The following is an 11,680-nucleotide window of genomic DNA, read 5'->3' as shown; positions in this document are numbered from 1 at the left end:
TTAACAGATGAAACGCGACGTTCGCATGGACAAGCCCAACGCCGCGCCATAGATCAAATTTCATGGCCGACGCGCCCAACATACGCTTTCTTGATCCAAGCTCACCGCCACATGTCTCGACGCTGATCATGCTGTCGGGGCTGTCGGCGCTTGCCATGAACATCTTCCTGCCCAGCCTGCCGGGGATGACAGCCTATTTCGAGACCAATTACCGGGTGATGCAACTGTCCGTCGCGGTCTATCTGGCCGTCAACGCGGTCTTGCAGATCCTTATTGGCCCGATCTCGGACAAGTTCGGGCGCAGACCCGTGATTATCTGGGGATTGGCCCTGTTTCTGCTGGCGACGGTGGGCTGCATCTTTGCGCCCAATGCCGAGCTTTTCCTGTTCTTCCGCATGTGCCAGGCGGTTGTGGCCGTGGCCCTTGTGCTCAGCCGGGCCGCGGTGCGCGACATGTACCCGCAGGATCAGGCGGCCTCGATGATCGGATATGTGACCATGGGCATGGCGATTGTGCCCATGATCGGCCCCGCCATAGGCGGCGCGCTGGACGAGGTCTTTGGCTGGCAGGCCAATTTCTGGATGCTGTTTGGTCTGGGCGCGATCTGCCTTGCGCTGGTCTGGCAGGATATGGGGGAAACCGCCCTAACAAGCGGCAAAACCTTGATCGAACAGTTCCGCGAATATCCCGAGCTGCTGACCTCTCCCCGGTTCTGGGGCTATGCCATGGCGGCTGGTTTCACATCGGGCGCGTTCTTCGCCTATCTGGGCGGCGCGCCTTTCGTGGGAACCGAGGTCTTCAACCTTTCACCGGCCCAGCTTGGGGTCTATTTCGGCGCGCCCGCCGTGGGTTATCTTCTGGGTAACTTCATTTCGGGCCGCTACTCCGTCCGGTTCGGAATCAACCGGATGATCCAATGGGGCTGCACGACATGCGCCACTGGAATGGCGATTTCGCTGGGCTTCTTTCTGACCGGCAACGGCACGCTTTATTCCTTCTTCGGGCTGATGACGCTGGTGGGGTTGGGCAATGGCATGACCATTCCCAACGCCACCTCGGGCATGCTCTCGGTGCGCCCGCATCTGGCCGGCACCGCCTCGGGGCTTGGTGGCGCGCTGATGATTGGCGGGGGCGCGGCGCTCAGCGCACTGGCCGGGGCGCTGCTGGGGCCCGGAACGGGGGCAACGCCGCTTTTGTGGCTGATGTTTGCGACGTCTGCACTGGGCGTCGTTGCGATCCGCGTAGTGATCTGGCGCGAACGCCAAATCATGGGCTGAGGACTTGCGCCGCATGTTTTGCAAGGTTAGCACGGCATAGATCAAACTTTGCAAAGGGCACCCATGGCCACGCAAAAACTCTATGCCGGTGCAAAGCTGCGCGAGATCCGCATGCGGATGGATCTGACCCAGAAAGCCTTTGCCGCCAAGCTGGGCGTGTCCCTGCCCTATCTGAACCAGATGGAGAACAACAAGCGGCCGGTCTCAACCTCAGTCGTTCTGGCGCTGGCGCAGGAATTCGGCGTCGATGTGATCGAGCTGAGCACCGGCGACAGCGAAAGGCTGGTCAGCGATATGCGCGAGGCCCTGTCGGATCCGGTCTTTGCCGACAACATGCCGCCGCTTGCGGATCTGCGCCTGACGGCCTCGAACGCGCCGGCGCTGGCACGTGCGCTGATCGAACTGCACAAGGCCTATCGCCAGACGCATGAGCGACTGGCCTCTCTGGACGAGGCGCTGGGTCGCGAAGACGCCCGCACGCAATCCAGCCCCTGGGACGAGGTGCGCGATTTCTTCCACTATTGCGACAACTATATCGACGCGGTGGACCGCGCGGCCGAAAGCTTTGCCGCCCAATCCCGCGGGCAGATCCGCGCCGCCACGGAGCGGCGGCTGGCCGATCTGGGCATAACGGTCCTGCTGCACGATGACAGCCCCGTCCGGCGCTATGACGCGGCCACGGGCACGCTGTACCTGTCGGCCCGCGCGGCGCCCGAGACCCAACTGTTCCAGATGCTTCTGCAGTTTGCGTTGCTGACCCAGGACAAGCTGCTTGAGGCAACGCTGGATTTCGCACGCTTTCAGACGGAAGAGGCCCGCGCCATCGCCAAGATCGGCCTTGCCAATTACTTTGCCGGAGCCGCATTGATGCCCTACCGCGCTTTTCTGGATGCCGCGCAAGAGGTGCGCCACGATCTGGAAGTCTTAGGCGGGCGGTTTGGTGCGTCGATCGAACAGGTGGCCCATCGCCTGTCCACGCTGCAAAGACCCGGCGCCAAGGGCGTGCCCTTCTTCTTTGTACGCGTCGATCAGGCCGGAACGATCACCAAACGCCATTCGGCAACGCGGCTGCAATTCGCGCGTTTCGGCGGCGCCTGCCCGCTGTGGAACGTGCACCGGGCGTTTGAGACCCCGGGTCAGTTCCTGCGCCAGCTGGCTGAAACACCCGATGGTGTGCGGTACATCAGCCTGGCGCGGGACGTGTCGAAATCGGGGGGATCCTATGGTGCGCCGATCCGGCGGTATGCCATCGCGCTGGGTTGCGAAGTGCGCCACGCGCCATCGCTTGTCTATGCCGACACGCTTGACGTGTCGAACGCCGAAGCGTTCGAGCCCATCGGCATTTCCTGCCGGATCTGCGAGCGCACCTCCTGCCACCAGCGATCGGTTCCGCCGCTGGAGCGCAGGTTGTCGGTGGATGTGAACGCCCGCGATATCCTGCCCTACACAGTGCGCTGATCCAGACAAGCGCCCGGTGCACAAAGCAGGATCGGGTATTTTTGCCAGAAAGAAGCAGGAATTGAGCACTCCTGCTCCCCTGGTGTTTCAGATATCCATGTACGCTGGCGGCAATTCAGCCCAGCGCTGGCCCTATCCGGACGTCAAGCCTTGGACAGGATTGCCCAGATTTCGTCCTTGAGATGGGCGCGTTTCTTGCGCAGGTCGACCTCGGCCAATTCTTCCATCGGATCAACATTGGTCTCGGCGCGGTGCACCGCACGGTTGACCTCGTGATACTCATCGGCCAGCCGCGCGAAATGGGCGTTCGATTGTTTAAGCTGGCTCATCAGTTCGACCTTGTCAGGAAATTCTTCGGCCAGTTCGTGGGGTGTGTGCGACATGTCTCTCTCCCGTGGATGTCTTTTCGGTTCAGGCCACTCTAGGACATGCGCGGCAGGGCACACTTTGACCGGGATCAAACCCGGCGTGCGATAACCCGAATTACCTAACGCCTGGCGCGGCGCCACCCGGCGGCTTGCGCCTGCGCCTCGCTGCAGAACCAGCGTTCGCCCTTTGCTGGGTTGATCTGGGTCTGGCGGTAATGTTCCTGCCCCGGCATGTGATAGATCCGTTTGCCCGAGGCCGAGATATTGCCCTTGATCGCGCAAGTCCTGTCAGGGGTTTCCGGCGCGCGCCGTTCCGCCCGGAATTCCGCAGGCGCCTGCGCGGAGGAGCCATGCAGCCCGACACCGCGCACCGCTGCGCCTTTTTCATCCAGATCGTAATCCATGGAGTAGCGCCGATAGGCATAGGCCCACCCCGATTGTACCAGAACACGGGCCACGTCCCTGCCCCGGACCGCACAGCGCGCGACAACCCGGCCATAGCGATCCCGATCAAGCGCCTCGCACTGCGCCCAGGCCCCGTCGAATTCCGCGCGTGTCTGCGCAGAAGACCAAAGCCCGCACTCCCAAACCTCCCCAGAGGGGCGTGTGCAGGTCTGATCGCGTTCTGGTGCGTCGATGCCGAAAAGCCGGACGCGGGTTCCGCCAACGTCCCAGGTATCGGCGTCGATCACGCGCACCGCGCCGCTCACGTCTGCAAGCGCCGTGAGCGGAGACAGAGAGAGGAGAACCGCGAGGCAAAACCTTAACATGCGGTTAACCTGCGCTGGCGGCCGGGCAAGCGCAAGCGTCGCCTTGAGCCGGGGTTAACGCTGTGCGGTTTGCCAGTCGGAATGGACCCAGGGCCGGTCATTGGCCCGTGGCAGCGGATCGCGGCCAAGGATATGATCGCTCATCTTCTCACCCACGAGGATCGACGGACCATTCAGGTTGCCATTGGTGATGCGCGGGAAAATGCTGCTGTCAGCCACGCGCAACCCGTCAACGCCGATCACCCGGCCTTCGGGATCGACCACCGCCTGCGGGTCGTCGGCTCGCCCCATCTTGCAGGTGCCGCAAGGGTGATAGGCGCTTTCAGCGTGCTCGCGGATGGCTTCATCAAGCTCATCATCCGTCTGCAGATGCGCGCCGGGCTGAATTTCGGCCTTCACGAAGGGTTCCATCGCCTTCTGCGCGAAAATCTCGCGGGTCAGGCGCAGGGCGGTGCGGAATTCGGTCCAGTCATCCGGGTGGCTCATGTAATTGAACCGGATCTTCGGCGCATCCACGGGATTGCCCGAGGCCAGGCTGATCCGCCCCCGGCTTTTCGACCGCATCGGCCCGACATGGGCCTGAAACCCGTGCCCTTCCGCAGCCGTCTGCCCATCATAGCGCACGGCGATGGGCAGGAAGTGGAACTGGATATCCGGATATTCGATGCCCGCGCGCGACCGGATGAAGCCACAGCTTTCGAAGTTGTTCGAGGCCCCCAGCCCCGTCTTGGTGAAAAGCCACTGCGCCCCGATCATCGCCTTCGAGATCAGGTTCCAATGCTTGTAAAGCGTGATCGGCTTGCTGGAGGAGAACTGCACATATATCTCAAGATGGTCCTGCAGATTGCCGCCGACCCCGGGTCTGTCGGCGATCACGTCGATCCCATGTTCGGCCAGATGCGCCGCCGGGCCGATACCCGACAGCATCAGGATCTTCGGCGAATTGATGGCCGAGGCCGCTAGGATCACCTCGCGCCGGGCCCGCACGATCTTGCCGCCCGCAAGCGCCACGCCTTTGGCGCGGCCGTCTTCGATCACCACACGCTCCACCAATCCGCGCAGCAGATCGCAGTTTGCGTGTTTCAGTGCAGGCCGCAGATAGGCATTCGCCGCAGACCAGCGCCGCCCTTTCCAGACGGTCTGCTCGAACGGGCCGAAGCCTTCCTGTTTCTCGCCGTTGTAATCGTCGGTGACCTGATACCCGGCCTGACGCCCCGCCTCGACAAAGGCGTGATAAAGCGGGTTTTTCCTGGGGCCGCGGCTTATGTGCAGCGGACCGTCGGTGCCGCGCCAGCCCGGGTCGCCGCCATGCCCGCCGTCATGCCAGCTTTCCATCCGCTTGAAATAGGGCAGCACGTCGGCAAAGGCCCAGCCTTCCGCCCCGCTGTCGGCCCAATGGTCGTAATCGTGCGCATGCCCGCGCACATAGACCATCCCGTTGATCGACGATGATCCGCCGATGACCTTGCCGCGCGGGCAGACCAGCCGGCGATTGCCCAGATGCGGCTCGGGCTCAGACAGATAGCCCCAGTCATACATCTTCATGTTCATCGGATAGGACAAAGCCGCAGGCATCTGGATCAGCGGCCCCCAATCGGTGCCGCCATGTTCGATGACCAGCACGGATTGCCCGGCTTCGGCCAGACGGTAGGCCATGGCGCAGCCCGCGCTGCCCGCGCCGACGATGACGAAATCGGCCTCCATCAGCGCCCCACCTTGCAGATGCGGGACGTTATGATTTGCGCGGGAGTGGGGTATTTCTGGCCAGAAAGAAGCATGAGGTTACTCCCCCCTCGGGAAGCGCTGGTTTTCTTCCACCACGTTCAGGTCCATGTGATTGCGCATGTAGCGTTCCGACGCCTTTTGCAGCGGCTGGTAATCCCAGGGGTAATAGCCGCCCTGCCTGAGCGCTTCGTACACGACCCAACGGCGGGCCTGGCTGGCGCGCACATCGGCGTCGAAGCGTTCCAGATCCCAGCGCGCGGCGGCCTCGATCCGGAAGCCTTCCAGCGTGACGCGATGGGCGGGGTCTTCGGCGAGGTTGACCAGCTCGTCCGGGTCTGCCTCCAGATCGAAGAGCTGTTCGGGGTCAATGGCGCAATTGGTGTATTTCCACTTGCCCTGGCGCAGCGCGATCAACGGCGACTGGGACCCTTCGGCGGCATATTCCATCGCCACGGCGCTGGTGCGCGCGGCGCCTTTTGCCAGCGGTATAAGGCTTTCACCCGTGGTCCAAGGCATGACCTCGTCCATACTTACCCCCGCCAGGTCACAAAGCGTCGGACAAACGTCGATGGTGGAGACCGGATCGCTGACCGTTTGCGGCACAAGGCCCGGAGCCGCGATCATCAGCGGCACGCGGGCCGAGCCTTCGTAGAAGTTCATTTTGAACCACAGCCCCCGCTCGCCGAGCATATCGCCGTGGTCGGACACAAAGAGGATGATCGCCTCCTGACGGGTGCGGTCGAGCACGTCGAGGATCTCTCCGATCTTCTCGTCCAGATAGGAGATATTGGCAAAATAGGCCCGGCGCGACCGGCGGATATCATCTTCGGAGATGTCGAAATTGCGCCAGTCATTCGCATCGAAAATCCGCTGCGCATGCGGATCGTGATCGGCATAGTCCATCGCGGGGACGCGCGGGCTCAGATGGTTGCAGTCTTCATAAAGATCCCAGAACCGCTTGCGCGCCACATAAGGGTCATGCGGGTGGGTGAAGCTGACGGTCAGGCACCAGGGCCGGTCATCATGTCCGCGGGCGAGGTCATAGAGTTTGCGCTGCGCGTGATAGGCGACCTCGTCATCATATTCCATCTGATTGGTGATCTCGGCCACGCCTGCCCCCGTGACCGACCCCATGTTGTGATACCACCAGTCGATCCGCTCTCCGGGTTTGCGGTAATCCGGCGTCCAGCCGAAATCGGCGGGATAGATATCGGTGGTCAACCGTTCTTCGAACCCGTGCAGCTGGTCGGGCCCCACGAAGTGCATCTTGCCCGACAGGCACGTGTGGTAACCCGCCCGGCGCAGATGGTGGGCGTAGGTGGGCAGATCACCGCGGAATTCGGCAGCGTTGTCATAGACGCCGGTGGCCGAGGGCAGCTGGCCCGTCATGAAGCTGGCACGCCCCGGCGCACAGAGCGGGGAGGCGGTATAGCTGTTGGCAAAGCGCACTGACCGGTCGGCCAGCCGCCGCAGATGGGGCGCGTGCAGCCAATCGCCAGGACCATCGGGAAACAGCGTGCCGTTCAGTTGATCGACCATCAGGATCAGGATGTTTGGTTTGGGCATCATCCCTCCCGGATCAGGCGTTGAACATCGGCCAGAACAAGCGCGACCGCCTCTTCGTTCGACATCGCCTCGGGGCGCAGGACCTGACGCAGATAGACCCCGTCGATCAATGCGCCGATCGTTTCGGAGGCGCGGGCGGGATCGGCGACCAGCGGCGTGAAGCCCACCATCAGGTTCGATCTGAGCCGCCGGTGATAGAGCCGCAACAGCCGCCGCGTCTGGTCGGAAGTTTGCGCCTGAAGATAGAAATGCAGCCAGGACGCCGCCGTCGCAGCCCGGAAATTCTGCGACGAGAAAGAGGCGCGCACGATGGCCTCGATCCGTTCTTCGGGGCTTCGCGCCATGGCCAGCGCGCCGCGCACCTCTGCCCCGAACAGCGTCAGGATGTGGCGCATGGTGGCCACAAGCATCTGTTCTTTCGAACCGAAATAGTGATGGGCCAATGCGCTCGACATGCCGGCGCGGCGGGCGATCTGGCTGACGGTGACGTCCAGCGACCCCGCCTCTCCGATCTCGGCAATCGCCGCTTTGACGAGGGCATCGCGCCTGATAGGCTCCATTCCAAGTTTGGGCATGTGGGCGTCTCCGGGGTGAACGTCGGAAAACGCTATGGGTTCTTTATTGACTCGTCAATCAATAACCCTCAGCCTGCCAAACGAGGACAACAAAAACCGTCAGGGAGACAGTAATGACCTTTAAATCTTCTCTTTCCGCATTGGCCCTTATGGCTATTGCAGGGCCCACCTTGGCCGATTGTGACACTGTCACATTCTCGGATGTGGGCTGGACCGACATCACCGCGACAACCGCCGCCACCACGGTGGTGCTGGAAGCGCTTGGCTATGAGACAGACATCAAGGTGCTGTCGGTGCCGGTGACCTATCAATCCATGGCGAATGGCGACATCGATGTGTTCCTGGGCAACTGGATGCCCACGATGGAGGGCGACATCGCGCCCTATCGTGAGGCCGGCACGGTCGACACGGTGCGCGCCAACCTGGAAGGGGCGAAATACACGCTGGCCGTGAACAAGGCGGCGGCAGACATGGGCATCGCGGATTTCAGCGATATCGCCAGCCAGAAGGATGCGCTTGAAGGCAAGATTTATGGCATTGAACCGGGCAATGACGGCAACCGACTGATCATGGATATGATTGGCGCGAACGCCTTTGGCCTTGAGGGTTTCGAGGTGGTCGAAAGCTCTGAACAGGGGATGCTGGCGCAGGTGGCGCGAGCCGATCGTCGGGGGGAGCCGATTGTGTTCCTGGGCTGGGAGCCGCACCCGATGAACGCCAATTTCGAGATGAGCTATCTGACCGGTGGCGATGATTATTTCGGGCCCAATCTGGGCGGTGCGACCGTCTATACCAACACATCGGCGGGCTATGTCGAGACTTGCCCGAATGTGGGCAAGCTGCTGACAAACCTGGAGTTTTCGCTGGCCATGGAGAACGAGATCATGGGCGCGATCCTGAATGACGGCGAAGATCCTGCCGATGCGGCAACCGCGTGGCTTTCGGCCAACACCGATGTGCTGGGCGGATGGCTGGATGGTGTGACCACCAAAGACGGTGGTGACGCGATGGCAGCGGTGAAAGCTGCGCTGAACTGATCTTTCTGCGCGGCTTCGGTTGGTCCGGGGCCGCGCAAGAAAATTCGAATTTTCTTGCCAAAATTCTTCGAAGAATTTTGCCCCCTCCCAGCATGATGAGGTCTGAATGGAGTGGTTGACCGACACCAAGATCCCCATCGGCAAATGGGCCGCCGGGATCTTCGACTGGCTTCAAATCAACGGCGCGTGGTTCTTTGATGGCCTCTCCATCACGATGGAGGCCCTGATTGACGGTATCCTCTGGGTTCTGCAGACGCCCCACCCGTTCATCATCATCGCGGTTTTTGGGGGGCTGACCTGGCTCCTGCAGCGCAACTGGAAAGTGGTGCTGTTTGTGATCCTGGGCTTTCTGTTCATCCTCAACCAGGACTATTGGGAGGAAACCACCGAAAGCCTGACCCTGGTTCTGTCGGCCTGCGTGGTCTGTATGGGGATTGGCGTACCCATCGGCATCGCCGCCGCCCACCGCCCCCGGCTTTACCGCTTCATGCGGCCCGTGCTGGACCTGATGCAGACGCTGCCCACCTTCGTCTATCTTATTCCGGCCATTGTGTTTTTCGGCATCGGCATGGTCCCGGGCCTGATCGCCACGGTGATCTTTGTTTTGCCCGCGCCCATCCGCCTTACGCATCTGGGTGTGACCTCCACCCCCAAACCTCTGCTTGAGGCCGCGCAGGCCTTCGGGTCCACGCCCAGTCAGACGCTTTGGAAGGTCGAACTGCCCTATGCGCTGCCTCAAATCATGACTGGCCTGAACCAGACGATCATGCTGTCGCTGTCGATGGTGGTGATCGCCGCTCTGGTCGGCGCAGATGGGCTGGGCGTGCCTGTGGTGCGCGCGCTCAATCAGGTGAACACCGCCCTTGGCTTTGAAAGCGGGTTCATCATTGTGGTTGTCGCGATCATGCTGGATCGGATGCTGCGGATGGAGCGGCGGTGATGGGCACAGCGGTTGAGTTTGATGCGGTCAACATCGTCTTTGGCGACAAACCGCAGGCGGCCCTACCCTTAATGGATCAGGGTCAGGAGCGCAGTGAAATCCAGGCCTCCACCGGCCAGGTGCTGGGCGTGCATGATTGCTCCCTGACTGTGGAAGAAGGGGAGATCCTTGTGCTCATGGGCCTCTCCGGGTCAGGCAAATCCACGCTGCTGAGGGCGGTGAACGGGCTGAACCCGGTGGTGCGTGGGTCGGTGCGGGTGAATGACGGCACGCAGATGATCGACGTGGGCCAAGCGGATGCGGCGACACTGCGGGATCTGAGACTGAGCCGGGTGGCGATGGTGTTTCAGCAGTTTGGCCTTTTGCCCTGGCGGACCGTGCGCGAAAATGTGGGGCTTGGGCTGGAATTGGCCGGGATGTCCAAATCCGACCGGGCGGCCAAGGTGGATCAGCAGCTGTCTCTCGTGGGTCTCTCGGATTGGGCCGAACGCAAGGTGGGCGATTTGTCGGGCGGCATGCAGCAGCGCGTGGGCCTTGCGCGGGCCTTTGTGACGGATGCGCCGATCCTGTTGATGGATGAGCCGTTTTCAGCCCTTGATCCGCTGATCCGGACGCGGTTGCAGGACGAGCTCTTGGAGCTGCAGCAAACCCTGAAACGCACCATCATATTCGTGAGCCATGATCTGGATGAGGCCTTCAAGATCGGCAATCGCATCGCGATCATGGAGGGCGGACGGATCGTGCAATGCGGCACCCCGCAAGAGATTTTCACCGCCCCCGCCACCGACTACGTGGCCGATTTCGTGGCCCATATGAACCCGCTGGGCGTGCTTTGCGCGCGCGATGTGATGGACCCGGCCGAGGGTACCCCGCCCCATTCGGTCGCGCCGGATGCCACGATCCAAGAGGTGATGGAGGCGGCGATGGAGACGAAGGAACCGGTGGGTGTTGTCGCAAATGGAAAGCTGCTGGGTCAGATCAGTTATGACGGCATTCTGCAGCGCCTTCTGGACCCGCGCGGCAGCGGTTAAAGCTTGGTTTCCGGCGCCGTTGGTGTGATCCGGCGGCGCCGCAGCACGGCCTCGCGCCAAGCGATGAAGGTCACCGATCCCAGGATCAGCCCACCGCCCAAAACCACCCAGATATCAATGGCTTCGGCGAAAACCACATAGCCCAAAAGCGTGGCCCAGACGAGCTGGAGGAAGGTCACCGGCTGGGTCACCGTCACTGGTGCAGCGCGCAGCGCAAGCGTCATCGTGTAGTGGCCGGCTGTCGCGAAAAACGCCACAGCCAACAGCAGGCCCAGTTCGGCCAAAGTGGGCGTGACCCAGACCACCAGGGCAAAGGGGGCCAGCACGATTGTCACGATGATCGACAGACTGGCGACCACGTAAGTGGGGTCGACCTCATCGGCCAGAACCTTGGCCAGAAGGTAGGACGCGCCAAAGACCAGCCCCGCCAGAAGCATTGCCAGATGCCCGGGATCGACCTCACGAAAACCGGGGCGGAGGATGATCAGCGCCCCCAGCAGCGCGCAGACCACCGCCGCGATCCGGCGGGCAGCCAGCTTTTCCTTCAGGAAGATCGCCGCACCGATGGTGACATAGACAGGGGCGAGATAGTTCATCGCCGTGACCTCGGCGATGGGGATCTGGGTCATGGCGTAGAACCACAGCATCACGCCGAACGCGTGGCTCAGCCCACGAAACCCGAAGAGCCGCCATTGCCGTGCCGTGGGGTGGGACCGGCGCAGGTGGGGGATCAGCGGGATCAGGAACACAAGCCCGATGAGGTAACGCAGGAAGGCCGATTCCGGTGCGGGGATCCTGTCGCCCATGTATTTGACAAGCGCCGTGACGGCGACAAAGCACAAGCCTGTCACCAGCATCCAGAAAATTCCCAGGATCGGGTTCTGTGGCCGGGCGTCATCCATAGGGCTATGAACACCCAATGGCACGCCGCGC

At 62.1% G+C, this 11,680-nt stretch carries 11 protein-coding genes; 5 read left to right on the top strand and 6 right to left on the bottom strand.

Annotated elements, in window-relative coordinates; all coding sequences use genetic code 11:
- Positions 1-62: 62 nt before the first annotated feature.
- Together TR61_RS07760 and TR61_RS07755 are read left to right on the top strand one after the other, a co-directional pair.
- Positions 63-1,277 carry a multidrug effflux MFS transporter gene (locus TR61_RS07760; protein ID WP_050929354.1) on the top strand — a complete coding sequence of 405 codons (1,215 nt, stop codon included), beginning with the start codon at positions 63-65 and terminating at the stop codon, positions 1,275-1,277.
- Between the two features lie 63 nt (positions 1,278-1,340).
- Complete coding sequence (locus TR61_RS07755; protein WP_050929353.1) at positions 1,341-2,735, top strand: helix-turn-helix domain-containing protein; 1,395 nt, start codon at positions 1,341-1,343, stop codon at positions 2,733-2,735.
- Positions 2,736-2,878: 143 nt separating this feature from the next.
- Here the strand turns inward: TR61_RS07755 and TR61_RS07750 are convergent, their stop codons facing one another.
- The 5 genes from TR61_RS07750 to betI form a co-directional block, all read right to left on the bottom strand.
- On the bottom strand, positions 2,879-3,118 hold the full coding sequence (locus TR61_RS07750; protein WP_050929352.1) for an HP1242/YdcH family protein: 240 nt from the start codon (positions 3,116-3,118) through the stop codon (positions 2,879-2,881).
- A 104-nt stretch (positions 3,119-3,222) separates the two neighbouring features.
- The gene (locus TR61_RS07745; RefSeq protein ID WP_050929351.1) at positions 3,223-3,873 is read right to left on the bottom strand and encodes a thermonuclease family protein; all 651 of its coding nucleotides are present in this window, start codon (positions 3,871-3,873) and stop codon (positions 3,223-3,225) included.
- A 54-nt stretch (positions 3,874-3,927) separates the two neighbouring features.
- Positions 3,928-5,577: a choline dehydrogenase gene (betA, locus tag TR61_RS07740; RefSeq protein ID WP_050929350.1), complete on the bottom strand. Its 1,650-nt coding sequence runs from the start codon at positions 5,575-5,577 to the stop codon at positions 3,928-3,930.
- 78 nt (positions 5,578-5,655) lie between these two features.
- Positions 5,656-7,164, bottom strand: a complete 1,509-nt coding sequence (gene betC, locus TR61_RS07735) for a choline-sulfatase (protein WP_050929392.1) — start codon at positions 7,162-7,164, stop codon at positions 5,656-5,658.
- Positions 7,164-7,739, bottom strand: a complete 576-nt coding sequence (gene betI / locus TR61_RS07730; protein WP_082181879.1) for a choline-binding transcriptional repressor BetI — start codon at positions 7,737-7,739, stop codon at positions 7,164-7,166. Before betI ends, betC begins: the two co-directional genes overlap by 1 nt.
- 113 nt (positions 7,740-7,852) lie before the next feature.
- On the opposite strand from betI, the gene TR61_RS07725 reads away from it, so the two are divergent.
- From TR61_RS07725 to choV, 3 genes are all read left to right on the top strand, one after another.
- Positions 7,853-8,776, top strand: a complete 924-nt coding sequence (locus TR61_RS07725) for a choline ABC transporter substrate-binding protein (RefSeq protein WP_050929349.1) — start codon at positions 7,853-7,855, stop codon at positions 8,774-8,776.
- A gap of 106 nt (positions 8,777-8,882) precedes the next feature.
- Positions 8,883-9,716: a choline ABC transporter permease subunit gene (choW, locus tag TR61_RS07720; protein WP_050929348.1), complete on the top strand. Its 834-nt coding sequence runs from the start codon at positions 8,883-8,885 to the stop codon at positions 9,714-9,716.
- Positions 9,716-10,747 (top strand): choline ABC transporter ATP-binding protein, encoded by a 1,032-nt coding sequence (choV, locus tag TR61_RS07715; protein WP_050929347.1) that lies wholly within the window; start codon positions 9,716-9,718, stop codon positions 10,745-10,747. Before choW ends, choV begins: the two co-directional genes overlap by 1 nt.
- Here the strand turns inward: choV and TR61_RS07710 are convergent.
- The gene (locus TR61_RS07710) at positions 10,744-11,649 is read right to left on the bottom strand and encodes a DMT family transporter (protein ID WP_050929346.1); all 906 of its coding nucleotides are present in this window, start codon (positions 11,647-11,649) and stop codon (positions 10,744-10,746) included. The genes choV and TR61_RS07710 overlap by 4 nt on opposite strands.
- Positions 11,650-11,680: the final 31 nt, after the last annotated feature.

This window comes from Aestuariivita boseongensis, assembly GCF_001262635.1.
Taxonomy (GTDB): domain Bacteria; phylum Pseudomonadota; class Alphaproteobacteria; order Rhodobacterales; family Rhodobacteraceae; genus Aestuariivita; species Aestuariivita boseongensis.
Note: the sequence above shows the minus strand (reverse complement) of the source record. Positions and strands in the feature narration are given on the sequence as shown.